The following is a 24865-nucleotide window of genomic DNA, read 5'->3' as shown; positions in this document are numbered from 1 at the left end:
CAAACAAAAGAGTAGAAATGCGAGCAATTTTGTGCGGCTATTACGGTAAAGGCAACGGCGGCGACGAGGCGCTGTTGGCATCGCTACTGCAAATGTTACCAGATGGCGTGACGCCGATCGTCCTGTCTGGCAATCCTGTCGAGACAAATCAGCGGTACGGGGTAGCTGCGCGCGATCGTATGAATGCCTTCCAAGTTCTCGAAGCACTCCGCACATCCGACGCGCTAATTTGGGGCGGCGGTAGTTTAATCCAAGACGCTACTAGCATAGCGAGCCCTTTCTATTATGGGGGTTTGATGGGATTAGCGCAGCGGATGGGCTTAAAAACTGTTGCCTGGGCCCAGGGAATCGGCCCTTTGAAGCGCGAAATGACTCGCAAGTTATCTCAGCGCTGTTTTGCTGGATGCACCGCCGTCAGCGTGCGGGATAAAGGCTCAGCTACTTTACTTGCAGATTGGAAAATTCCCTTTACTTTAGCGCCCGATCCTGTGTGGGCTTTGGAGAATTCTCCCGTGTCGGGTTTGTGGGATTTACCAGCACCCAGAGTTGCTGTTTGTTTGCGTTCTCATTCTACACTAACTCCTGCCCGTTTGTCAATCTTAACTCAAGCTTTAGTTGACTTTCAAAAAGCAACTCGCACCTTAATTTTGCTGCTGCCTTTTCAAGCGTCTCACGACTTAGAAATTGCCCAACATTTGCACGAAGCCCTGCCGAAAAGGAGTCGCATCCTCAGTTTAGACGATCCGAGAAAATTGAAAGGAGTGTTCCGGGGAGTCGAAATGGCGATCGGGATGCGCTACCACAGTTTAATTATGGCAGCATCGGAAGAATGCCGCTGTTTTGCCCTCAGCTACGACCCGAAAGTCAGCCAATTAATGGAAGAGCTAGAAATGCCGGGATACTTATTATCAGAATTGCCAGACGATCCTTATTTAATCAGCAAAACCTGGATCGAACACTATGCTAACGGCGACGCCTTATCGTCAGACAGGATAAAATTTATAGTAGGGCGATCGCTCTTTCACCGCGAAGTATTGCAAACTGCACTCCAGTAATCTCATTTAGAGGTGAAATACAATGACAATCAGTACAGCCGACTTAAAAATTACCTGGGAAAAATTGCCAGACGACTTCATTTTAGACGAGGAACCTGTGGAAAATATCGACCAACCCTTGCTCGCTGCAGCCTTGCGGGAAATCTTAGAAATCGCAGGGCTAATTATAACAGGAATATTAGTTGCCCCAAACATGGGAATTTGCGCTACATTAAACGGCAAGCTAGTAATCAAAGCTCCAGATTGGTTTTATGCCCGCAATGTACAACCGCTTTCTAGTCAAGAAATTCGCCGCAGTTACACTCCCAACTTAGAAGGAGACATTCCGGCGATCGTGATGGAATTTTTGTCAGCTACTCCCAACGATGAATATTCTAGTAAACAAACTTATCCGCCTGGAAAATGGTATTTTTACGAGCAAATATTGCGAGTGCCAATCTATGCACTTTTTGAACCTGCCACGGGAGTGTTAGAAGTCTACCACTTGGATTCATCAGGAAAGTATGAAGTGCAACCACCCGATGCTTTCGGCCGTTATTGGATTTCAGGAGTTGGGTTATTTCTGGGTGTTTGGCAGGGAACAAAAGCCGAAAGAACCGGATATTGGTTGCGGTGGTGGGATGAGAGCGGAGAGATGTTATTGTGGGGAGTAGAGATGGTAGAAAGGGAAAGGCAAGAAATAGAAATTGTTCAACATCGAGCTGAACAAGAACGAGAACGGGCCGATCGACTAGCCGCCCAATTAAGAGCAGCAGGCATGGAACCAGAGGCCTAATGCAATAATGAGCAGTTTAAAATTGTCTCTCTGTAATTTAAGATTGCTCATTAATTAAAAAGTATTGAACAACATCGCAAAAATCAATATTTATCTGCGTTAATCCACGTTCATCTGCATTCATCTGCGGTTAAAAAATACATTCAGGAGACAGCAAAATTGGCAAGAGTAAGAGTGCGGGAACACGTCAATCCCCTATCAATTAGATATCAAGCATCTGCAAGTCCCCCGGATTGGACTAAAATCTATGCCGACTTAAATTTACCGCTGCATTTAGATATCGGCTGCGGCAGAGGACGGTTTTTGTGGCACATGGCGCAAATCCAAACAGACTGGAATTTTCTCGGATTAGAAATTCGGGAACCTCTGGTAGAGGAGGCGAATCTTTGGCGGGACGAAAAAGCCTTGAGAAATTTGCACTATTTGTTTTGCAATGCTAATAGTTCCCTAAAGCCAATTTTAGAAACTTTACCCGCAGGTATTTTGCAGCGAGTTAGCATTCAATTTCCCGATCCGTGGTTCAAGAAAAAGCACCACAAACGACGGGTGGTGCAGCAGGAATTAGTCAACGAATTGGCCACTTATCTGGCAATTGGCGGTGAAGTTTTTATTCAGTCAGATATTGAAGAAGTAGAAAGCGAAATGTGCGATCGCTTTTCATCTCACCCCAGTTTTAAACGTCAAAATGGTGGCGAATGGTTAGCAGAAAATCCCCTGCCTGTGGCTACAGAAAGAGAAATTGCTACTCTGAAACGGGGCGAACCAGTTTATCGAGCACTGTATCAAAAATAATGCTTGCTTTGGCAAACTCACCTTTGTCATAAATGTTATAACTTACATCTTGCACCTTGGTTAGGAACAGGCAAGATGCCTGTTCCACAAAACTTAATTTTCTTGTGGAACGGGCCGGAAAGCCCGTTAGGAACAGGCAAGATGCCTGTTCCACAAAACTTACTTTTCTTGTGGAACGGGCATCTTGTCCGTTAGGAACAGGCAAGATGCCTGTTCCACAAAACTTAATTTTCTTGTGGAACGGGCCGGAGAGCCCGTTAGGAACAGGCAAGATGCCTGTTCCACAAAACTTAATTTTCTTGTGGAACGTTAGGAACAGGCAAGATGCCTGTTCCACAAAACTTAATTTTCTTGTGGAACTTTAGGAACAGGCAAGATGCCTGTTCCACAAAACTTAATTTTCTTGTGGAACGGGCCGGAAAGCCCGTTAATAAAAAAATTATTTCTAACTTAAACCCAAGAGGGCAGCCACATCCTAATTTTCCATTCCATTTGCGACAAAGGCAGTCCCAAATAGATAGGCATCCAGAAAATAAAAGCACCCAAAACCAGAAAAATAATTGTTACCCCCATCCCTCGGAGTCGAGTTTGAGGGCTGTGCAGCCACCTGTCAACCCACCAAGCAAGTGCTAAAGCTGCAAACACAGAACAGCCCATATAATGGTACAAAAATATGCAGCGAGTCACCTTCACCCAAGGCAGCAAATTAGCGGCCCAATTAACTATTAAATATAACGCCAGCCACATTTCAGCAGTCGGCGGAAACAAAATCGGCCGCTGCTGTTCTATCGTGTCAACAGAAGCCTCGCTGCGCGTTTGCAGCCACACCCAAATCCGGTGAACTAAAACTCCTATTACTAGCAGTAAAGCTAAGGTTGAAAGCCACCAAAGCAATGGATTTCCCATGGCGTGAACGTCAAAAATTGCCTGAGTTGCACCTTCCGGTAAAGGCGGCAAAACCGGATCTGGTTGGGCATTGCTGCTAGCAGTTTTGTAGAAGTAAACTATGGGGCGCAGCATCAAAGGCCAACTGTACCACGCGGAACAGTAAGGATGTACATCTGGCCCGCTTTTAATCCGCTGGTGATAAGTCAAAATTTCCGTTTGCATCTGCCAGAAATTGGGAGTTGGATTAAAGTACAGGTGAGGAATCCAAGAGATGCTGTAAACTAGAATAGGAATAATAGCTAGACTCAAGCAGAGTTCTATAAAATTGAGTTTAGTCAGTTTTTGTACTGGACTTTCGGCAGGAATTAGAGGTGAATCTACCTCGCGGCTTTGTTCTTCATTTCCTCTGTTACCCTGGATAAAACGAACTGCCCAAGCACAGATTAAAATTAGATAAGTACCGAAAAGAAACCATAATCCGTTCCATTTGATAGCCGCAGATGCGCCGAAACCTATCCCGGCTAGTACCAGCCAAAGCCAGCGCTTTTTGCCTTCGGCTTCGACGGCTTTTAAAATAAATAACTGACCTAAAATTCCAAACAAAATTAGATAAATGTTGTTCAGCGCGTAGCGAGACTCCACTAAAAATAAACCGTCGCAGGCGGCAAACAAAGTAGCAAGAAAAGCGTAACTGCGGCGCCGAACTAGCTGATAAGCTAGTGCTCCCACAACTAGGGGAATAAAGGAACCTGTGAGAGCATTCAGCCAGCGGTAATCCCAAGGGGAAAGCAGGGAGCCAGCCATACTGTTGACGGCTGTTTTGCCGAAGGGAAGATGAGTGCCGATCGCAATTCCGATCGCAATTATGTACTGGCTCAGAGGCGGGTGAGCGTTGAAAAAAGGAGTTTTTGTGAGATAATTGTTGGCAAATTTAGCGTAATAAACTTCGTCAAATACTAAAGTGTTAAATCGCTCTAGTGCCCAAAAGCGTAAAGTTAAGGAAAAGAGGAAGACACCGAGCATTGCTAGGGAAAAAATAACATTCGATTGGTTTAATTGTTTTTTCTTGATTTTCATAAAACAGCAGCCAATAATAGATACTAAATTTGAGGGCGATCGCTAATTTTAAATTCCTGAGTTGAGAGTAACGTAAAATAGGACTTGTGCAGCAACCGAATTTTTGATGAGAAACCGGGTTTTTGGGAAAAACTCAGTTTCTTAAACCCGGTTTCTAATAATGCTTGGAGAGTGCAGCGAAAACCAGGAGGGACTATTGTTTCACCAAATGCTCCCGATCTAATTAGCAAGCCGGAAGGAAAAGCGCGAATCACAAGGTGCGATAGATTATGATAGCAGCTAATCATGTCTTTTTTGAGCGAGTGCTTATGAATCCCATACTTTCGACTTGGGGGCGTTGGGGGTTAACTGTAGGTGCGACTATCCTGATGGGATCTGCCGCCGCGCCAAATCCCCAGACATTTGAAACTTTTGCTGATTTTTGTACAAACAAAGAGAATTTGCCCCCTGAAACCAGACATACGGTGGAGGTGTTACTATCAAAAGCAAAAACACAAGAGTGCGATCGCGCTCAAAAAACCCTGACTAATCTCACAGAACTTTCCCTAATTCGCAATCAAATAGTCGATATCAAACCATTATCAAAATTCACCAATCTGAGAGAGCTCAACCTCATTTCAAATCAAATAACAGATGTGCAACCCTTATCGGGACTGACTAATCTGAGATTTCTCACCCTCACTTCCAATCAAATCTCTGACGTGAAACCATTATCTGGACTGACTAATCTCACACTACTTGACCTAGCTGGCAATCAAATAGTCGATATCAAACCATTATCAAAATTAACCAATCTGAGAAGGCTCAACCTCAGTGTAAATCAAATAACAGATGTGCAACCCTTATCGGGACTGACTAATCTGAGATCCCTCGTCCTCCAATTCAATCAAATCTCAGACGTGAAACCATTATCGGGACTGACTAATCTGACAGAGCTTTTCCTCGAAGCTAATCAAATCGTAGATGTAAAACCTTTAGCGGGATTGACTAATCTAACAGGGCTGTCCCTCGCATCTAATCAAATTGTAGATGTGACACCTTTATCGACAATGACGGAGTTGAATTTTCTTTATTTGAGTGGCAATAAAATTGCAGATGTGAAACCATTATCGGGATTGACAAATCTGATAGTGCTTTTCCTAGCATCAAATCAAATCGCAGATGTCAAACCTTTAGCGGGATTGACAAATCTGCCCACCCTAGACCTCAGTAGAAATCAAATCGCAGATGCCACACCTTTAGCGGGATTGACAAATCTAACTAACCTAGACCTCAGTAGAAATCAAATCGCAGATGCCACACCTTTAGCGGGATTGGTATATCTGACCACCCTCGATCTCAGTAGAAATCAAATCCCGGATGGGGAAGCCGATCGATTAATTGAGAAAAACAAACAACGATTAAATCAAAAAACAGATGAAGCCGAGCGATTGCTTCAGGAAGCTAAGCGACTATTGGCTCAGGAAACAGCAGCATCTTACCAGGAGGCCTTGCAAAAGTTTGATGCAGCGCGTTCGCTTTATCAAATGCTTAGAAATCGGGACAAGGAAGCTGAGACGCTGAATATAATGGGCTTGATTAGTAATAGATTAGGAGAAAGACAGCAAGCCCTGAACTACTACAAGCAAGCCCTTTCTGGGTCTCAGACTGTAGGCGATCGCCAGATGCAAGCCCTCATCCTCAACAATATCGGCGCCTTCTACTATGCTTTGGGAGAGAAACAGCAAGCCATCGACTACTATAACCAAGTCCTTTCCTTAATTCGGGAAATGGGCGATCGCCCTGAAGCAAGTATCAACCTCAGCAACATCTCGAACCTACCCGCAAACAGCGATACATCTTTGGGCGATCGCACTGCGGAAGCCACCACACTCAACAACATCGGCTTAGCCTACAACGATTTGGGAGAAAAACAGAAAGCAAAAGAGTATCTTAACCAAGCCCTTCCCTTATTCCGGGCTATGGGCGATCGGACTAAGGAAGCCACTATCCTCAACAATATTGGCTTAGTCTACTATGATTTGGGAGAAAAACAAACAGCCCTCGACTACTACAAACAAGCCCTCGATTTGAGACAAAAAGCGGGCGATAGGCGTGGAGAAGCCAACAGCCTCAACAATGTAGGTAATACTTACTCAGAATTGGGAAAACTGGAGAAAGCAGAAGAATATTTCAACCAAGCCCTGCCGCTGTTTCGCACTGTGGGCGATCGTCCTGGGGAAGCCCTCACCCTCTACAATAGGGCTATTCTCAAAGGCGATCGAGGCAATTTAATCGCAGCCCTCACTGACCTTGAAACCTCCATCAAAATCATCGAAAACCTCCGCACCAAAATTACCAACCACGAGCTCCGCATATCATACTTTGCCACCGTACAACACTATTACCAGTTATACATTGAGCTGTTAATGGAACTGCACAAAACTAATCCCAACTCTGGTTACGATCGCAAAGCCTTAGAAGCCAGCGAAAGTTCCCGCGCCCGCAGCCTTCTCGAACTTCTTCAAGAAGCAAACGCCGATATTCGCCAAGGTGTAGCCCCGGAATTATTGCAGCAAGAACGCAATTTACAACAGCAACTCGATGCCTTAGAAACACGCCGAATCGAAACTCTAAGCCGCCCCAATCATACCCCCGCAGAAAAAGTAGAATTAGACCAAAAACGGCAAACTTTACTAGGACAATATCAGGACATTCAAGCCCAAATCCGCTCCACCAGTCCCCGGTACGCCACCCTCACCCAACCGCAACCTCTAACGCTGGCACAGATTCAACAACAAATCCTCGATGACAATACCATTTTACTCCAGTATTCTTTAGGGAAACATCGTAGCTATCTCTGGGCTGTGACTAAAACCAGTATCACCAGTTATGAATTGCCCAAACAGGTTGACATCGAAAAAGCCGCCCGCAATTTCCGCAATGCTGTGACTAACCCGCGCTACCGAAACATTCCCGATCGAGTTGCTGAAGCTAACAACACGCTTAGTCAAATTATTTTACAGCCAGTAGCAGCACAACTCGGTCAAAAACGCCTGCTGATTGTTGGCGATGGCATTCTCAATTACCTCCCCTTTTCCGCCCTCTCGCTCCCCGAAACACCCGGTAAAAATCGGAATCCGCCTTTAATAGTAGACCATGAAATTGTGCTGCTGCCTTCCGCTTCCACCTTGGGAATCTTAAGAAAAAACTACAATGACAGACAACCCCCAACTCGGACTTTAGCAATGCTCGCCGATCCAGTTTTTAGCGGTGACGATGAACGACTCAGAACCCCGTCTAATAGCGCCAATCCCCAAGCAATAGAATCAGTAAATCTCGGTTTAAGCCGCTCCAGAGGGGACAATAACGTACAGTTTGACCGTTTAAAATTCACTCGCCAAGAAGCCCAAATCATTCAAGCGTTAGTACCAGCTAATTCTCGCACCCAATCCTTGGATTTTGCAGCCAGCCGCGCCGCAGCAACCAGTCAGAACTTAAGCCAATATAAAATCATTCATTTTGCCACTCACGGTTTAGCGAATAGCACTAACCCGGAACTATCAGGAATCATCTTGTCGCTGATAGATGAAAAGGGCAACCCTTTAAACGGATTCCTGCGACTTACTGATATTTTCAATCTGAAGTTAGCAGCCGATTTAGTAGTGTTAAGTGCCTGTCAAACAGGATTAGGGCAGAACATTCAAGGCGAGGGCATGGTAGGATTAACGCGGGGATTTATGTATGCTGGGGCGAAGCGAGTTGTGGTGAGTTTATGGAATGTGGATGATGAAGGAACTGCTAACTTAATGTCGAGTTTCTATCAGGGAATGCTGCAAAAAGGGTTAACGCCAGCGGCAGCATTGAGGGCGGCGCAACTCGAAATGTTGAAGCAGGAAGAGTGGCGTTCTCCTTATTATTGGGCGGCTTTTACCCTTCAGGGGGAATGGCGATAAAATTTAGGCAAAACAGTATCAATTCCAATTCCGGGCGACTGTAAGTCGCGACTACACAAACGAAGTCCGCCTGCGCGGCCTAAATAAAATAATGCTTAAACACCGGATTTGCTCTAAGTTTTTTTTCAATCTTCAGTCCCCCTCTGCTGGGACTTTGTTTGTGTAGCGCCCGACTTGAGTCGGGCGAGAACTTTTTGCGGTGACTCTGGATACCAAAAAAAAGCGGCTCCGCTTGTCGCAGAACCGCCGTCACAGAGGATGAAAAATCAAAAATTAACGGACTGCACCCTCAACTGAAGGTGATTCAATTGTCTTCATGAAGTACAGCTTCAACAACTGCCATCCGTTCGACAAATACAAAGGCAATTTTTGGAAGAATTGCAAGAATTTCGGAGTATTAGAAGCAACAATTGCAGTCAACTGCTGATTGTTCTTGAGGCAAACATCCAGCCGTTCATAAAACTCGGGATTGTTCACGTCCAGCATTACGGGGAATACGCGGCCTGCTGTTTCGTTGGTTTTTTTGATAACTTCAATGTCGTATTCGCGAGCATCGAGACCGAGCGATCGATAAAAACCAGCGCGCTGGATATCATTGAGATACATTGTCGCGAACACTGACAGCAAGAAGAAACGGCACCACAGCTTAGCGCGCCAATCGTTCAACATCTGAGGCTGAGCTCTCATCACCGCATCAAAGAAATCTCCGTGGCGGTTTTCATCCTGGCACCAATTTTCAAAGAATCGGAAAATCGGATAAATCTGGTCTTCAGGATGCGCTTTTAAGTGCTGATAAATGGTGATATAGCGCCAATAACCGATCTTTTCAGACAAGTAAGTCGCGTAGAAAATAAACTTCGGCTTAAAGAATGTGTAACTGCGGCTCTTTGTCAAGAAACCCAAATCCAGCGACAAATTAAAGTCCGAGAGAGCTTTGTTGAGGAATCCGGCGTGCCGCGCTTCGTCCCGCGACATCAGCAAGAAACCTTCGGCCAGCACTGGATTTTTGTCCTTGAGCTTGCGTGCCAACTCTTTGTAAAGCAAGAATCCAGAAAACTCTGCGGTGCAGGAACGTTCCAGGAATTCAATGAACAACTGGCGCTTTTCGCCGTCGATGTGCTCCCAAGATTGATCGAACTCGGCATCACGCACGAAGTGGTTGCGGTTGTAGTCAACGCGGAACTCTTCAATAATTGCTTTTAGTTCGGCTTCATTTACCGAGATGTCCATTTTGGCCATCTCGTCAAAGTCGGTTGTGTAAAATCTCGGCGTGAGAATAGTTTCTTTGGCTGGGGCTTTCACTCCCGGCCGCAGTTCTTCAAAAGTGGGTTTTTTGAGGGAATCTACCATATTTTTATTGGATTTCTGCTTATAACTACTTGCTTGTTTCCATTGTCGGGTACTGCGGGCGATCGCGCTCGTGTATCTCCGGCCAGCGCTGGCGGCGCGCTTGGTTTGGCGCTCCGTGTGGAATCCAGTTCTAAGCTGCTGTAATTTCCACGCCCTCCAGTTTACCAAGCTCTCGCCCGCCCAAATATGTTGCTGGCGTTAAGAATTGCTACGCAAAATTACTCATGGGCTTCGAGACAGAAGGTATGGGGAAACCAAATACTGCCTTTTGTCAGTTTATTAGGCTACCACACAAATAAATTCCCATGTCAAGCTGTTTAAACAGCAGATAGAAAGTACAAAATGTATAAAGGGACTCCAATTCTTAGAATAATCAGGCAGGACGGTCAGAAAATGAGCAATTTAGGTGTTAGTTACCTTTTATGGGCAGCTTGTTTTTTCGGCCCCTTCGGACTCCACCGCCTCTACAACGGCAAGATTGGTAGTGGTTTGCTGTGGCTGTTTACCTTTGGTTTGTTTGGGTTTGGGCAATTGTTTGACTTGCTGCTGCTGCCGAACATGGTGGACGAACATAATGCCACTCTCAGGGGCAAACTCGGCGTATCTCGCGAAGGTATACCGCTATATCCCAGCAGCGGGGCGATCGCCGCGACATACCCCAAGCCAACTCCAGACCAGTTAGGGGTTAAACTCCTGAAGGCAGCTTATACCAAGAACGGAAGATTATCTGTCACCCAAGGGGTGATGGCAACCGGCGCTACTTTTGCCGAAGTGGAAGAGGCTTTCACAGCAATGCTGAAAACCGGTTATGTGAGTATCGAGAACGATGCCGTAACGGGCGTCGTGATTTACCACTTTCACGAACTTTAGCTGCTGCGGGTGCGTTGCCTAGGGGATTTTGTCTATTTTTCCAGAAGCTAATCGCTGACGCACCCTACTACTTGATATTGCTGACCGAGCAGTTGTTGCCGTTTTTCGAGTAAGCATTACCGGCAAAATCGGCTAGAATGTTTGTTTGTCTATATAAGCAAGCAGAAAGTATTTAGCGTCATGGCAGTCCCTAAGAAGAAAACCTCCAAATCCAAGAAGAATATGCGTAAGGCCACATGGAAGCGCAAAGCTGTCGTGGCAGCTCAGAAAGCTCTGTCTCTGGGCAAATCTGTTCTGACTGGGCGTTCCAACAGCTTCGTGTATCCCGGCAATGAAGAAGAGGAGGAAGAATAGAAACAGAATACCGGGCATGGGGCGAACCCGATGCCCGATCGATCAATCGATTTTTGCCGCAGGTAAAATCAGCATGGCATCGCCAAAGGAATAAAAGCGGTACTGTTGCTCGATCGCTTCTCGGTACAAATCCAACAGCCGAGGCCTTCCAATCATCGCACTTATCATCATCATCAAAGTAGAGCGGGGCAAGTGAAAATTGGTAATCATCCCCTCTACAACCCGCCACCTGTAACCAGGGTAGATAAACAAATTGGTCGGGCCGCAAAAAGGTTGCAAGGAAAAATCGCCACTCGCGGCGGCGGCTCCCTCTAAAGCTCGCACTGCTGTTGTACCCACAGCAATGATCCGCCCGCCTCTGGCTTGAGTTTCCCGGATTTTCTCAACGGTGGCGGGGGGTACTTCCACCCATTCGCCGTGCATTTTGTGAGCCGTCACGTCTGCCACCTCCACCGGGCGAAACGTCCCTACTCCGACGTGTAAGGTGACAAAAGTTTTTTCGATTCCCCGCTGTTCCAAGCGGCTGAACAATTCTTCGGTGAAGTGCAGGCCTGCTGTGGGGGCCGCCACCGCCCCAAGCCGATCGGCATAAACAGTCTGGTACTGTTCCGCTGAAGCTTGGGAATGGTCTATGTAGGGCGGCAAGGGTACGTGGCCGTATTCGTCCAAAAACTTCACCAGATTCTCATCTGCGGGGATGTCAAACTCCAACAGCCGTCCCCCTGTGGCGTCGTCCCTCTCTATAACTGTCGCAGTCAATCGACGACGATCGGCCATCGTGGCATCCGGAAGGCAACAGCAAGGAGCTGTGGTAGAGTCCTCACAGGCAGGGGCGATGGGATCAAACTCAATTTTTGCTCCCAACTTTAAGCGTTTCCCCGGTTTAACCAAAGCCAGCCAACAGTTGTGCTGCCGTTCTTCCATCAACAATATCTCCACAGCCGGGCCGTTGGGTTTGTGCCCGTAGAGCCTCGCTGGCAGCACGCGGGTGTTGTTGAGTACCAGCAAGTCGCCTGGTTGCAGCAAATCGGGTAAATCCCGGAAAATCCGGTGTTGGTGGCTGCTGGGAGAATCTACAGCCAGCAAGCGAGAACTGTCCCTCGGCACTACGGGATTTTGGGCAATGCGCGAGGGCGGGAGTTCGTAGTCGTAGCCGTCCAAAGACCAGTCCATCTCTGTCATCGAGTGAATTCCTGTGCGATCGATCTGTCAACTGGGTAACAAATTGGGTAAAAACCCCCATTCAAAGTCGGGTGCTTTTCCCCTTGTGGTGGCGGGTAGAGTCCGCGACGATAGAGGTATAGCATCAGCTTTGCTCATAAGGCTCATAAGGATCGTTATGGAATACCTCTACTACATCGCCAATACTAGCCTTACTCTGAGAGTCGTGGATTACCTACGCACGGCTCATCATCTTCCCTTGCAATTTATCACTGTTATTCACCAAATTGACGGATGGGTGGTAAAGGTGAAAATGAGCCAATATTTAACTCCCGAAATGCACGGGGATTTTCGGGCTTTTATGAACGAACTCGGGATTCCTTACGATCCTGAAATTCGCTTGCAAATGGCGCTTTGGAGCTTGGAAACCGGACAGTCGCCACTGAGCGTGATGCGCCGCTACCAGGTGGCAGTGGTTTGTCACGGCTGCCCTGACCGCAAAGAAATTGAAGCGTTTCGCCAGCAGTTTGTCAAGGGTCTGGGATATTGCCCGGAAACTCTGGCCTAGATTGCTACGCATATACATTAACTGTGATGACAGAACCGGAGAGGGAGAGAAGGGGAAAGCGGGAGCAGATTTAACGCTTTTTTCAGCTCCGTTAAAGCTCAAGAGAGAAATGCGCGACAGCCTAGGCAAGTTAACAATTAAAAATTACCTAGTGGCATTGGTTTGAGATTTTACCCTCTAAATTTTAATTATATATTTTTAAATGCTAAAAGCCGAGCGAATGTATTCTTGCAGGGTGAGTCGGTAGTTACCTGCAACGGCGGATTGAGAATGCGCTGCAGTTAATGGTGGTAATATTTGCTTAGTGTTTTGTTGTAAAGGTTCGCACCTGACTAAAGCCACATCAAAGCGACAATAATTATTGGCTAAATCTGCATGAGTGCTTAAAAATATTTCGGCTGTTTGCCAAAGTTTGGCTTGTTTTGTGGTATTAATAGCCAACATTCCACCCGCATCCCAATTTCCCCGGCGGCGAGTTTTTACCTCTACAAATGCTAATGTTTGGGAATGGGGAATGGGGAATGGGGAATGGGGAATGGGGAATGGGGAATTTTCGTTACCTCTGTTGATTTCGCTTTCTTCATCTCTTCCGAGTGCGATGATGTCAATCTCTCCCCAGCGACAGTGCCACTGGCGGTGCAAAATTTCCCAGCCTTGCTGCTGCAACCACTCGGCGACTAAGTTTTCTCCCAATGTGCCGATATCCCTAGAGTTTGGGGATTGGGGGGAATTGGAGTCAGCCGTGGCGAGCGGGCGATTCCCTACGGGATAGCTACGCTTGACGCGCTTTCTGGTAGAATTCAATTCTGAACTGTCACGACTGCCCATTAGCTTGAACTTGTATGATGATTTCTCGAATTCGCCAACATCGCAAAAATATTTATACTTTCTTGCTGAGTTTTGTTATTTTAGCAGTAATTGCCGCTGGGGCGATCGCCTTTAATCCCGCACCTGCTTTCGCTTTGGATCACGATAAAGAAATTCTAGTAGGCGCTGATTTTACTGGCCAAGTTCTGACTGACGACAGCTTTAATAAAGCCAATCTTCGCAATAGCAATTTTACTAATGCAGATTTGCGGGGCGTCAGCTTTTTTGCGGCCAATATGGAAGAGGCAAATTTAGAAGGCGCGAATTTCACGGGTGCGACTTTAGATTTGGCTCGCATGATGAAAGCAAATTTAACTAATGCTATCCTTGAGGGTGCTTTCGCTTACAATACCAGGCTGGAAGGAGCTATTATTGACGGTGCTGATTTTACTGAGACTCTGCTGCGAGACGATATGATAGAAAAACTTTGTAAAGTGGCAAAAGGTACTAATCCAGTGACAGGTAGAGATACTCGCGAAACTCTTTTTTGCGACTATTAAAAAGCTAAGGCTCGAAAAAACTTACGCAACAGGCACATCGTTGATGGCGAACACTCTCACCTGATCAGCTTAAGCATGGGTTGCTCTCAAACTATTTAATTGAACAACTCAAATGTTTAAGTATTACAAGAACTTTAACCCGTTGTGAAAGTTAGTGAACTCTTTTAATCAATCGCGTAGTTTTTGGCGATCGCTTGTGGCCTTTACCTAAGCTCTGTATAGTATTAAGCTCTTGTGTTTAAAGGTCAAGCTGAATATGCAGACGTTTATCTTCTTCGTACTTGCTGGGCTGGGAGAAATCTCTGGCTGCTATGCCTTTTGGGCGTGGTTGAGACTTGGCAAAAGCATATTTTGGATTATCCCAGGTATCTTAGCCCTGATGATCTACGCTTTTTCTCTCACCAAGGTAGATACCTCAAATGCTGGTAGGGCATACGCTGCCTACGGCGGGTTTTACATCCTCTTATCCCTGTTCTTGTTGTGGCTAGTTGAAGGTGTTAAGCCGGATAAGTGGGACTTGCTTGGCGTTACATTCTCTCTAGTGGGAACAATCGTGATCTTGTTCGGCCCACATCGCCAATAACAGACTGACACAGTAATTAAAGACTTAGGGATAAAAAACCTAAATATACGACTTTAATATTAGATTCACGGCTTTAGTCCTTAACTCCTAAAAATTCGCACTCCAAGGCACAGAAGTTAAATCGTAAAAATTAACTTGACGCAGCCTCTCTAATTCCTTGAGCCATTCTTGTTCGGCACAGAATAGTTGGTGATATTCTATAGCCTCTTCGCCACTGCTAGCGGCCTTGGCTTTTTCCCACATATTGAGTGCAATCCGGCGGCGCTTCATGCTAATTATTTGCTCGATACAGGCGAGGGCAGATCTAATGACTAGAGGTGCGCGATAAACGTTTCTTTCTGAGAACTCATTTAAGTGAAATAAATGCGAGATTTGATTGAGTTGATTGGGATATTCAATAAAGCTATCTTGCAGTTTCAATATTAACTCAGAAGGCGCTACTTGTAAAGACATTTTGTGCAATATTTCTGCATTCACAATCTGGTGCCACAAAAATCTGTGGTGAGAAAGGCTAAACTGCACGTCTCTAGCTTCTATTGCTTCTCTGACATCTTGACGGTATTCGGGACAGTGCAAATAAATCTGCAATAATTGCGCTTCTGCTTCTTCTAAAAGACTGCGGGCTACAAAAGATAAACTTGATTTTGAGCTTTTGTTTTCGCTGCTTCCACGTTGCTTTTTATATTGTTTGTTCGGCTTCAGCTTGTTTCTAATTAACAGGGGCATTGTCAATGATTCGTCTTGACTCTGCCGCTTTGCCCAATCGCTAACTACTTGATTGAGCAAGTTTTCAGCGATCATTTTTGTGAGTCTAAAATCTCCTTTGCTGAGAATTTCTGCACACTTTTGCAAGTAATGTGCTAACTGATTGTCGTCAGTGATATTGGTTAATAAATTAATTATTTTTTTGGTGACTTGCTGGGAAGTATCGGCTTGCTTCAAATCTTGATTGACGAGCATTTGTTGCAGTTGCCAGTCGATCCACAACGGAGCATTTTCGAGCAATTCTCGATATTGTTCTGGGGAGTATGTTTTGAGATATTCGTCGGCATCTTTGCCGTCAGGAATGTTAAGCACCCGCAGTTGCACTTCTCCTTGATAAGCGAGTTTTTCTATTTCTCCAATAGCGCGTTCTGCTGCTTGAGTTCCTGCTTTGTCGGCGTCGAAGTTGAGAATAATTTGTTTGGAGTCAGTGTACCGCAATAACTGCCGCACTTGGTTTAAACTTAAGGCTGTGCCGAGGGAAGCGACGGCGTTGGAGATGCCGGCGGCGTGAAGTGCGATCGCGTCAAAATACCCCTCTACAACCACTGCTCGATCGGCTTTGCTAATGGCTGTTTTTGCTGTATCTAAGGCGAACAAAGTTTTGCCTTTGTCGAACAGTTCTGTTTCGGGAGAATTGAGGTATTTCGGCTGTTCGTCGCCGAGAGCTCTGCCGCCGAAACCAATGACTCTGCCTTGGGTGTCGCGAATGGGAATCATAATGCGATTGCGGAAGCGATCGTAATAACCGCTGCCGCCATTTTTTCGGGGCACAATTAATCCAGCTTGTTCTACTAATTGCGCCGGATAGTTTTTCTGTTCTACTAAATAACTGTAAAGTGCTTCCCAACCTTGGGGTGCATAACCTAATTGAAATTGTTGGATAGTTTCTTCGCTAAGCTTGCGCTCTGATTTGAGATATGCTAAGGGTTCTTCTCCTTGGGTTTGTCGCAAAGCGTGTTCGTAAAAGTTGGCTGTTAGCGCTGAGATTTCATAGAGTTGTTCCCGCAGAGAAATTTGCCGCTGCAATTCTTGTCGGTGTTCCGGTTCGACAGTTTTGACGGGAACTTGATAATTTTTAGCTAATTCTAATACTACTTCGCTGAAAGAGCGTTTCTCCAATTCCATGAGAAACTTAAAAGCATTGCCGCCTGCACCGCAGCCGAAACAATAATACATTTGTTTGCCGGGACTGACAGTAAAGCTGGGAGATTTTTCATCGTGAAAAGGACACAAACCTACAAATTCTTTGCCGCGTTTTCGCAACACGACGCGACCGGAAATAACGTCTACTATGTCGGCTCTTTGTTTAACTTCTTCGATGGTTTCTGGATGCAGCCGGGGAACTTGCATAGGGCTATTTTAGGCAAATTGAAAGTATTGGAGAAGGAAAGCACTACACGGATGAGGACACGGATACACGGATGAATTATCTACTCTGAGTGATTTCTCATGAGATTCAAAATCCCAGCCCCCTAAAAAAGGTGAAAGAATCAGTATCAAAGTCCCTCTTTTTAAGGGGGATCTCCGGGGATAGAAAACACGCCCTAGGGCATAAATTTATTGTAAGATATTTACACTAACTGTAAGGAGCATCGAAAATAATGCGAATTTTAATGATGGGCGGTACTCGGTTTATTGGGGTTTATCTTACTAAGATTTTAGCAGCACAAGGGCATGAAGTGGTGTTGTTTAACCGGGGCAACAAGCCTGTACCGGTTGCGGGCGTAAAACAGATTCAGGGCGATCGCACAAATGTTGAACAATTGCAAGAAAAGTTATCGACGGTCGAGTTTGACGCGGTTTTTGACAACAACGGCCGCGAACTCAGCGATACAAAGCCTTTAGCTGAAATATTTAAAGGGCGGGTGCAGCACTTTGTTTACATGAGCTCTGCAGGGGTTTATTTGAAATCGGATCAAATGCCTCATATCGAAGGGGACGCTACCGATCCTAAAAGCCGGCACTTGGGTAAATGCGAAACCGAAAATTACTTGGCCACATCGGGTTTGCCTTGGACTTCGATTCGCCCGACTTACATTTACGGCCCCCAAAATTATAACGATTTAGAGGCTTGGTTTTTCGATCGGATTGTGCGCGATCGACCGATTCCGATTCCCGGTAACGGAATGCACTTCACGCAGTTGGGGCACTGTCAGGATTTGGCTAAAGCAATGGCGGCGGTTTTGGGGAACGAAAGGGCGATCGGGCAAATTTACAACGTTTCGGGCGATCGATTTGTCACCTTTGACGGTTTAGCCCGCGCCTGCATTCAAGCCGCAGGCAAATCCCCTGATGCTATTAAGATTGTACACTACGATCCGAAACAATTTGACTTCGGCAAAAAGAAAGCTTTTCCGATGCGATTGCAGCACTTTTTTGCTTCAGTTAATAAAGCTGTCACCGATCTTAACTGGCAGCCGGAATTTGACTTACTTTCTGGATTGAAAGATTCTTTTCAGAATGATTATGTAGTTTCGGGACGGGACAAAGCTGAGATAGATTTTTCAGTCGATGATCAAATTTTGAAATCGGTTCAAAGTTAAGTTAGAGTGGGAGCATCCCAATCCCCGAAAAAATCTAGAACCCCACCCTAACCCTCCCCTTAGTAAGGGGAGGGAACAAGAAAGAAAGCAAAGGGAACTAAATTAATGATTGAAGAACGGCATAATGGATTTCACCCGTAAATTTATTTTATGGAAATTCAAACTCCCCAGTGGTCGTTCGACCCATTAAAAAATTTAGAGAGACCATGTTAGAATTTTCAAATGCGGAAGATGTGACAGCTTGGTTGGAAGCTAATTCTCCAAACGACTAGGAAATATTAGGTGAATTTCATGCTTGGAATAACACTCGGCAATCGCTACAGTATTATCCGTCACTTGGGAGGCGGCGGATTTGCTCAAACTTATTTAGCTGAAGATAAGCAGCTACCAGGCAATCACCTCTGCGTCGTTAAGCAGCTTAAACCTCAAGCAACTGATCCGCAAACTCTACAGGTAGCAAGACGTTTATTCGATACCGAAGCACAAGTTTTGTACAAATTGGGAAATCACGATCGCATTCCCCGACTTTTTGCTTTTTTTGAAGAGAACCAAGAGTTTTACCTAGTTCAAGAATTTATAGAAGGTCACGATTTAAGTCAAGAAATTACGCCCGCTTCTCCTGGGAATGCGGGAGTCATGCAGCAAGATCAAGTTATTTGTATATTGCAAGAACTTCTGGAAATTTTAGATTTTGTACACCAGCAAAATGTCATTCACCGCGATGTCAATCCCCGCAATATCCTCCGCAGAGATAGAGACGGAAAATTAGTTTTAATTGACTTCGGCGCAGTTAAAGAAATTACTACTCAAATCACCACTCCTCAGCCCAAGAATAGCCTGAGTGTCAGCATCGGTACTCCCGGTTATATGCCCAGCGAGCAAGCTCACGGCAACCCCAAACTCAGCAGCGATATCTATGCCGCAGGTGCGATCGCAATTCAGTTCCTCACTGGCATAAATCCTCACCAAATGCCAAGAAACGCCGATACAGAGGAAATTATTTGGCAGGACAAAACATCAGTCAGCCCTGAATTTGCGAAGATTTTAGATAAGATGGTAAAGTACGATTTTCGCCAGCGTTATTCTAGTGCCGGCGAAACGCTGCAAGCTATTAAAGAATTGAAAGATTCTTTCAGCGGTACAGTTCCTGTATTGCCTCCGGTTGCTGCTGCGAATAAGCCTGTAAAAACCCGCAAAAAACTGTACTTAAAAATATTGTTGATCGCCAGTTTAATTGGCATCAGTATTATAGCATCTATTTATGGTGTAAATAGTTTTAATTCTGCCAATGCAACTGACCTGTACAACCGAGGCAATACTCTTTACAATTTAAGCCGATTTGAAGAAGCTCTGGCAGCTTACGAGCGAGCAATAACTCTCAGGCCTGACTACGCGGAAGTTTGGCAGGAAAAAGCCAAAACTTTGTACGAATTGAAAAAATATCGAGAATCGCAGTCAGCTTATGATAAAGCCATAGAATTAAAGCCGGAATACTTGGAAGCTTGGACGGGACGCGGTTATGCTTTGGATAAGTTGCAACAGTCTCAAGAGGCGATCGCATCTTTTGATAACGCTTTGAAAATCCAGCCCGACTATGCCGCCGCGTGGGAAGGCAGAGGCGATGTTCTGTTAGACTCGCAGCGGTACGAAGAGGCGATCGCCTCCTACGAAAAAGCTGTACAATTTCAGCCCAATTTGTACGGTGCTTGGTACAATCGGGGACAAGCTTACCAAAAATTAAAACAGTACGATCGAGCCGTAGAATCCTATGAAAAAGCAGTTGAAATTAAATTCGATAATTCTGAAGCTTGGTACAATTTAGGCAATGTTTTCCTAGAATTAAACAAAAACCAAGAAGCTTTTGAAGCCTACGAAAAAGCCGTACGGTTTCAGCCCAATTTTTATCAAGGCTGGTACAGTAAAGGCATCGCTTTGCTAAAAATGCGCCGACATGAAGAAGCGGTAGAAGCTTACGAAAAAGCTGTCAAATTAAAACCTGATTATTATCAAGCATGGTACAATTTAGGTTGGTCGTACCACGAATTACGCAAGTATGAACAAGCAATTGAGTGTTACAGCAGAGCCTTAGACTTAAACCCGAAAGAATATCAAGCCTGGTACAATAGAGGGAATGCCCAGTACAATTTAAAACGGTACGAAGATGCGATCGCCTCTTACAACGAAGCCGTCTATGTCAAGCCTGACTACTCGGAAGCTTGGTACAGCCGCGGCAATGCACTTGTAGCAGTAAAAAGATACGAAGATGCGATCGCCTCCTATGACAAAGCAACTCGCTACAAACCGGATTACGGAGCGGCAATAGAAGCAAAAAAGCGGGCAGAAAGTCAGCTAGGAAGCAGCCCGCTAGAATCCGAACAACAACAATAATTCTTATTAGTTCCCTTCAGCGGACTTTGTTTGACAAGAAGCAATTTTAATTGCCAACTTTTATATTTTAGCGAACAGCGGGAGCAATTACGGTAACTCGGCGGCTGTCTACTAACATCGGCCAAAAACCTCGATCACTCAATGCTTTTACCGCATCAGTAGCGGCGTTTTGATCCGTTGTATAAGCGACGAATAAAAAGGGACGCTGGCCGTAGGAAGCTAAGCCTACTTGCGTGCCTAATGCTTGCCTGACTTGGGCGGCTAATTCCGGTTGGTTGAAGTAATCTACTAACACTGCATAACCAGGGCCCAGGGGTTGGGGATTGAAGCCTAGATTGCCCGTTGAAGGATTGGTGATTGGTTCAGAACCTGGTGCTGGCTGAGGGCTGTAGACTGGCAAATTTTGGGGTAGTGCCGCTGCGGGCGATCGTACTACGTAAGCTTGTAATCCGACAACATCTTCGATGTATTTAACCCAATCGCTGGCGATTTGCGAGTCGCGAAAGCCACCAACTCGCGTCACCGTGTCATTGATGTACCGACAAACTGTGTTGTTAGTATTTCCAGGGAAAGAGCGTTTTGCTCTTTCTTGCTGTTCGGGTGTTCGGGTGACAATTAACAGTAGATATTCATCGGGCTGAGGCGGTTGGCAGCTCGATTGAGCTTTAACAGAACTCGATAAAATTGTCAATACCAAAAGGGCGATCGAAGTAGCAGAAAATAGGGGAAGAGACAAAATAAGTTTGTACAATTTACCCCTAATTGTTGTTAGTTCTTTTGTCGGATATTTTGCTATTTTAGTCATGCTGTCTGTAGGGATGCGAGGGCATCGGGAATAGTTGCTGACGGTGCTTGAAATTCACCTGTCAGTACATATTCTAATCGCAGTTTCAACCAGGTGATGAAGACTGGATCGGTAGAAATAATAGCGGCGGCTGGCTGAGGGCATTTTGCTTTAACTTCTGCCATGGTCGGTGCTTCTAGAAAAGCCGGCTGTTTGACCAACCAGAAGTCTATTTGTTTTTCTTGTTCGTTGTAGTTGCGGGTTCTTTCTTTAAACACTTCATCTAGGGCTTCTTCTTCTAGCAAAAAGCGTTGGCTGGCTAAAACGTAGTAGTAGGTTTGCATTTTTGTCGGTTGTTAGGGGTTGACGGTTAGCGGTTAATGCCGCCTGTACTGGCCAGTTTTGCTGGTCAGGGGCGGGTTTGCCGAGTTGCGGTCGTTGGAGAGTTCTAGACTCTTGTGCCGTTTACTTTACCTTATTTGCTGTCATCTTGGGTAGATGCAGAGCAAGTCGCCTCAGAAAAATCTTTGGTGGTGAGAGTTGGAGGAGTTGTGAGAGTTGCGAGAGTGGCTGGTTGTTTGGGGATTTGGGCGATTATTTTTCTGGCGAGCGATTTTTGGGAAAATTTAGGTGACAATAGGAAATTAGATGGAATTGCAGGTTGAATAATTACCAATTCTTGAGGCAATCTGGGGGCTGTTAAACTTGATTGGGAGTAGTTTGCATATGAAAACACTTCGGACAGTTTTTGATTGGGAACCCTAAAAAAAGGCTTTCATGGTGATCAATGTGCTCGCGGGAAAATCACGGGTTTGTGGCTACTACCTAAAAATAGTCCTTACTATTGTATTAAAAATGTAAAATGTGTGGATTGATTTGCTCTGACCGGAATAGCCATCGCCCCGCTGTCACTTCCCCCATCCCGCCAAAAGCGATCGCCCTCCGCCCCTGTTCAAATAAGCTCAACAAATCAGCTAAATTTGTTGCCCACGTACTGCAACCAAAGGCTAAACTAATCTAAGTTTTACCATAAAATTTTCTCCCCGTTCATGAACATCGCTTATTTAGTCAACCAATATCCCAAAGTCAGCCACAGCTTTGTCCGCAGAGAAGTGCTAGCCGTTGAAAAATGCGGCATGAAAGTCGCACGTTTTTCGATCCGATCCTGCGAGTCTGAACTCGTTGATGAGGCCGACAAACTAGAGCAAGAATTGACTAAAGTAATCTTAGGAGTTGGTGTACAGGGGTTAGCGTGGGGTTTGCTGCGCGTTGCCGCAACTAGACCAATTCGATTCATCGAAGCTGTGCGGTTAATGTTCAAAGTTGGCTGGCACTCGGAACGGGGGATTTTGCTGCATCTAGCTTATTTAGCAGAAGCTTGCATTCTTTTAAATTGGTTTGCAGAATCCGGTACAGCACACGTTCACGCTCACTTTGGGACAAATTCGACAACAGTCGCTATGCTGTGCCGCGTGCTTGGCGGCCCGACTTACAGTTTCACCGTTCACGGCCCTGAAGAATTTGATAAAGCGACACTTCTTTCCTTAGACGAAAAAATTAAGCGATCGACCTTTGTAGCAGCAGTTAGTTCCTTCGGTAAAAGTCAGCTTTTTCGGTGGTGCGATCGCACTTTTTGGTCAAAAATTCACGTCATACACTGCGGCGTAGATGCCGCATTTTTAGCTGCACCCTACGTCCCCATACCCGCAGCACCCCGCTTAGCTTGCATTGGCAGACTCAGCGAACAAAAAGGTCATTTGTTATTGCTAGAAGCTGCTAACTTGCTAGCAGTTCAAGGCTTAGAGTTTAAGTTGGTACTGGTAGGAGACGGGCCGCTGCGATCGGATATTGAACAGCAGATTCTGCAACTCGGTCTGCAAAACCATATAGAAATTACCGGCTGGGCCAGTGGCGATCGAGTTCAGCAAGAGATTTTAGCTTCACGGGCAATGGTATTGCCGAGTTTTGCTGAAGGTTTGCCCGTCGTAATTATGGAAGCCCTCGCTCTCAATCGGCCCGTAATTAGCACTTATGTTGCTGGCATCCCGGAACTCGTAGAACCCGGTGTTTGCGGTTGGTTAGTTCCTCCCGGTTCCGCAGAAGCATTAGCGGTAGCGATGCGCGCGGTATTGGAAGCACCTTTAGAAAAACTAGAACAAATGGGGAAAACAGGAGCAGAACGAGTTGCTCAACAACACAATGTTGATTTAGAGGCAAAAAAATTAGTGGGGCTGTTTGAGAGTGCTTGATAATGGTGCAAAACCTATTGATTAACTGACATCAAATCTGTTAGCAGGGGAATTCTTCATATATCTCTTCTCTTTATCTGCGTGAATCAGAGTCAATCCATTCTCATCTGCGGTGAATAAATTATCTTTTTTTTGCCGCAGATACAGGCAGATAAACACAGATTAACGCAGATGAATTATCTCAATTCCGGTTGCAGCGTCCGTGATTGTTGACTTGATTTTATAATTCCGATGCTACCCGATTTGATATGGCATCTTGCACAATTATTAATAAGTCTTTCAAGGGCGGGCAAGATGCCTGTTCCACAAAAAAATTCATTCTTTGTGGAACAGGCAAGATGCCTGTTCCTTTAAATAAAACAACCTACTTACAAACTTTTTAAGGAATAGGAACTGATCGCAACAACTTGTCAACAATCGTCTTAGCCCTCCTTCCCCCCGCCGGAATCAACCTGTGAGACAGTACGTGCGGCGCCAAATCCTTCACATCATCCGGGGTAGCAAAATCCCGCCCTGAAATAAATGCCAATGCCTGGGACGCCCGGTGCAAAGCCACCGCACCCCGGGGACTCACCCCCAGAGTAATCTCCTCATCCTCTCGCGTCGATCGTACCAAATCTACAATATACTGTTTCAAAGAGGCTTCCACCTTCACACCAGCGCACAAACGACGCAATTCCTGCACTTCTTCCAAAGAAATACAAGGCTGCAAATCTTCAACAGCAAAACTATCAGAAAGCCGTTCCAACATTTGCAACTCTTCCAACGCAGCGGGATAGCCCAAAGTCAAAGACAAAGTAAACCGATCCATCTGCGCTTCCGGTAGGGGAAAAGTGCCTTGATATTCGATCGGGTTCTGAGTCGCAATCACAAAAAACGGCGTCGGAACATTCCGAGAAACTCCATCTACTGTCACCTGCTTTTCTTCCATCACTTCCAGCAAAGCTGACTGAGTTCGCGGCGTCGCCCGATTGATTTCATCGGCAAGCAAAACATTAGCAAAAACTGGCCCGGGCAAAAACTCAAACTCTCCGCTGCGCGGATTCCAAATATTAGTACCCGTGATATCCGTCGGTAACAAATCGGGAGTACACTGAATCCGCTGAAACTTCCCATCGATCGATCGCGCCAAAGACTTTGCCAGCAGCGTTTTTCCCACACCAGGCACGTCTTCCAGCAGCGCGTGTCCGCCCGAAAGCACCGCTACCAACACCAAGCGAATAGCATCGGCTTTGCCAACAATAGTTTTGCCTAGATTTTGTTTGAGCCGCTCAATATGTTGTCTCATATCCCTGATTTCTAATTGTTAATTGCGAATTGCTAATTGCTAATTGTTGAAAAGATATCAAGATTGCCAAAAT

23 protein-coding genes are annotated in these 24865 nt (G+C 45.6%); 13 read left to right on the top strand and 10 right to left on the bottom strand.

Annotated features, from left to right (window positions below; translation table 11 throughout):
• The first annotated feature begins 17 nt into the window (after positions 1-17).
• The 3 genes from csaB to trmB all read left to right on the top strand — a co-directional run bounded on the left by csaB (position 18) and on the right by trmB (position 2622).
• Entirely contained in the window at positions 18-1055 is a 1038-nt protein-coding gene (gene csaB, locus QUA07_RS01805) for a polysaccharide pyruvyl transferase CsaB (protein ID WP_333322051.1), read from the top strand.
• Between the two features lie 22 nt (positions 1056-1077).
• On the top strand, positions 1078-1830 hold the full coding sequence (locus tag QUA07_RS01800) for a Uma2 family endonuclease (RefSeq protein ID WP_333322049.1): 753 nt from the start codon (positions 1078-1080) through the stop codon (positions 1828-1830).
• 159 nt (positions 1831-1989) lie between these two features.
• The gene (gene trmB, locus QUA07_RS01795; protein ID WP_333322047.1) at positions 1990-2622 is read left to right on the top strand and encodes a tRNA (guanosine(46)-N7)-methyltransferase TrmB; all 633 of its coding nucleotides are present in this window, start codon (positions 1990-1992) and stop codon (positions 2620-2622) included.
• Here the strand turns inward: trmB and QUA07_RS01790 are convergent.
• The 3 genes from QUA07_RS01790 to QUA07_RS01780 form a co-directional block, all read right to left on the bottom strand.
• Positions 2573-2959, bottom strand: a complete 387-nt coding sequence (locus tag QUA07_RS01790) for a hypothetical protein (RefSeq protein ID WP_333322044.1) — start codon at positions 2957-2959, stop codon at positions 2573-2575. The two genes, trmB and QUA07_RS01790, sit on opposite strands and share 50 nt — an antisense overlap.
• A 113-nt stretch (positions 2960-3072) precedes the next feature.
• Complete coding sequence (locus QUA07_RS01785) at positions 3073-4587, bottom strand: phospholipid carrier-dependent glycosyltransferase (protein ID WP_333322042.1); 1515 nt, start codon at positions 4585-4587, stop codon at positions 3073-3075.
• Positions 4588-4610: 23 nt separating this feature from the next.
• Positions 4611-4874 (bottom strand): hypothetical protein, encoded by a 264-nt coding sequence (locus QUA07_RS01780; protein WP_333322040.1) that lies wholly within the window; start codon positions 4872-4874, stop codon positions 4611-4613.
• Positions 4875-4895: 21 nt separating this feature from the next.
• Here QUA07_RS01780 and QUA07_RS01775 point away from each other — a divergent pair, with 21 nt between their 5' ends.
• The gene (locus tag QUA07_RS01775; RefSeq protein WP_333322038.1) at positions 4896-8522 is read left to right on the top strand and encodes a CHAT domain-containing protein; all 3627 of its coding nucleotides are present in this window, start codon (positions 4896-4898) and stop codon (positions 8520-8522) included.
• A 273-nt stretch (positions 8523-8795) separates the two neighbouring features.
• Here the strand turns inward: QUA07_RS01775 and acsF are convergent, their stop codons facing one another.
• Positions 8796-9872 carry a magnesium-protoporphyrin IX monomethyl ester (oxidative) cyclase gene (acsF, locus tag QUA07_RS01770; protein ID WP_333322249.1) on the bottom strand — a complete coding sequence of 359 codons (1077 nt, stop codon included), beginning with the start codon at positions 9870-9872 and terminating at the stop codon, positions 8796-8798.
• Between the two features lie 393 nt (positions 9873-10265).
• Between acsF and QUA07_RS01765 the strand changes: the two genes are divergently transcribed.
• Both QUA07_RS01765 and rpmF read left to right on the top strand, forming a co-directional pair.
• Positions 10266-10742, top strand: coding sequence for a TM2 domain-containing protein (locus QUA07_RS01765; RefSeq protein ID WP_333322036.1), 477 nt, complete (start codon positions 10266-10268; stop codon positions 10740-10742).
• 180 nt (positions 10743-10922) lie between these two features.
• A complete protein-coding gene (gene rpmF / locus QUA07_RS01760) occupies positions 10923-11096 on the top strand; it encodes a 50S ribosomal protein L32 (RefSeq protein ID WP_006632406.1) in 174 nt (57 codons plus the stop codon).
• Positions 11097-11138: 42 nt separating this feature from the next.
• On the opposite strand, the gene queA is transcribed toward rpmF, so the two are convergent.
• Positions 11139-12278 (bottom strand): tRNA preQ1(34) S-adenosylmethionine ribosyltransferase-isomerase QueA, encoded by a 1140-nt coding sequence (gene queA, locus QUA07_RS01755; protein WP_333322034.1) that lies wholly within the window; start codon positions 12276-12278, stop codon positions 11139-11141.
• A 157-nt stretch (positions 12279-12435) separates the two neighbouring features.
• On the opposite strand from queA, the gene QUA07_RS01750 reads away from it, so the two are divergent.
• Positions 12436-12825, top strand: a complete 390-nt coding sequence (locus QUA07_RS01750; protein WP_333057186.1) for a hypothetical protein — start codon at positions 12436-12438, stop codon at positions 12823-12825.
• A gap of 198 nt (positions 12826-13023) precedes the next feature.
• Here QUA07_RS01750 and QUA07_RS01745 read toward each other — a convergent pair whose 3' ends face one another.
• The gene (locus QUA07_RS01745; RefSeq protein WP_333199168.1) at positions 13024-13653 is read right to left on the bottom strand and encodes a YraN family protein; all 630 of its coding nucleotides are present in this window, start codon (positions 13651-13653) and stop codon (positions 13024-13026) included.
• 14 nt (positions 13654-13667) lie between these two features.
• Between QUA07_RS01745 and QUA07_RS01740 the strand changes: the two genes are divergently transcribed.
• Both QUA07_RS01740 and QUA07_RS01735 read left to right on the top strand, forming a co-directional pair.
• On the top strand, positions 13668-14192 hold the full coding sequence (locus tag QUA07_RS01740; protein ID WP_333322032.1) for a pentapeptide repeat-containing protein: 525 nt from the start codon (positions 13668-13670) through the stop codon (positions 14190-14192).
• Between the two features lie 256 nt (positions 14193-14448).
• A complete protein-coding gene (locus tag QUA07_RS01735; RefSeq protein WP_333322030.1) occupies positions 14449-14775 on the top strand; it encodes a YnfA family protein in 327 nt (108 codons plus the stop codon).
• An 87-nt stretch (positions 14776-14862) separates the two neighbouring features.
• Here the strand turns inward: QUA07_RS01735 and dnaG are convergent, their stop codons facing one another.
• Positions 14863-16890 carry a DNA primase gene (dnaG, locus tag QUA07_RS01730; RefSeq protein WP_333322028.1) on the bottom strand — a complete coding sequence of 676 codons (2028 nt, stop codon included), beginning with the start codon at positions 16888-16890 and terminating at the stop codon, positions 14863-14865.
• Positions 16891-17141: 251 nt separating this feature from the next.
• Here dnaG and QUA07_RS01725 point away from each other — a divergent pair, with 251 nt between their 5' ends.
• Both QUA07_RS01725 and QUA07_RS01720 read left to right on the top strand, forming a co-directional pair.
• Positions 17142-18083, top strand: coding sequence for an NAD-dependent epimerase/dehydratase family protein (locus QUA07_RS01725; protein WP_333322026.1), 942 nt, complete (start codon positions 17142-17144; stop codon positions 18081-18083).
• A 291-nt stretch (positions 18084-18374) separates the two neighbouring features.
• Positions 18375-20471 (top strand): tetratricopeptide repeat protein, encoded by a 2097-nt coding sequence (locus tag QUA07_RS01720; protein WP_333322024.1) that lies wholly within the window; start codon positions 18375-18377, stop codon positions 20469-20471.
• Positions 20472-20538: 67 nt separating this feature from the next.
• Here QUA07_RS01720 and QUA07_RS01715 read toward each other — a convergent pair whose 3' ends face one another.
• Positions 20539-21276, bottom strand: a complete 738-nt coding sequence (locus QUA07_RS01715; RefSeq protein ID WP_333322022.1) for a hypothetical protein — start codon at positions 21274-21276, stop codon at positions 20539-20541.
• Positions 21273-21599 (bottom strand): MgPME-cyclase complex family protein, encoded by a 327-nt coding sequence (locus QUA07_RS01710; protein ID WP_333042436.1) that lies wholly within the window; start codon positions 21597-21599, stop codon positions 21273-21275. Before QUA07_RS01710 ends, QUA07_RS01715 begins: the two co-directional genes overlap by 4 nt.
• A 114-nt stretch (positions 21600-21713) precedes the next feature.
• Between QUA07_RS01710 and QUA07_RS01705 the strand changes: the two genes are divergently transcribed.
• Entirely contained in the window at positions 21714-21920 is a 207-nt protein-coding gene (locus QUA07_RS01705) for a hypothetical protein (protein WP_333322020.1), read from the top strand.
• Between the two features lie 384 nt (positions 21921-22304).
• Positions 22305-23504 carry a glycosyltransferase gene (locus QUA07_RS01700; RefSeq protein WP_333322018.1) on the top strand — a complete coding sequence of 400 codons (1200 nt, stop codon included), beginning with the start codon at positions 22305-22307 and terminating at the stop codon, positions 23502-23504.
• A 379-nt stretch (positions 23505-23883) separates the two neighbouring features.
• Here QUA07_RS01700 and QUA07_RS01695 read toward each other — a convergent pair whose 3' ends face one another.
• The gene (locus QUA07_RS01695) at positions 23884-24792 is read right to left on the bottom strand and encodes a MoxR family ATPase (protein ID WP_333322016.1); all 909 of its coding nucleotides are present in this window, start codon (positions 24790-24792) and stop codon (positions 23884-23886) included.
• Between the last annotated feature and the right edge of the window lie 73 nt (positions 24793-24865).

The sequence above is a fragment of the Microcoleus sp. T3_A4 genome, from assembly GCF_036700465.1.
Lineage (GTDB): Bacteria > Cyanobacteriota > Cyanobacteriia > Cyanobacteriales > Microcoleaceae > Microcoleus.
This window is presented reverse-complemented; position numbering and strand designations above follow the sequence as displayed.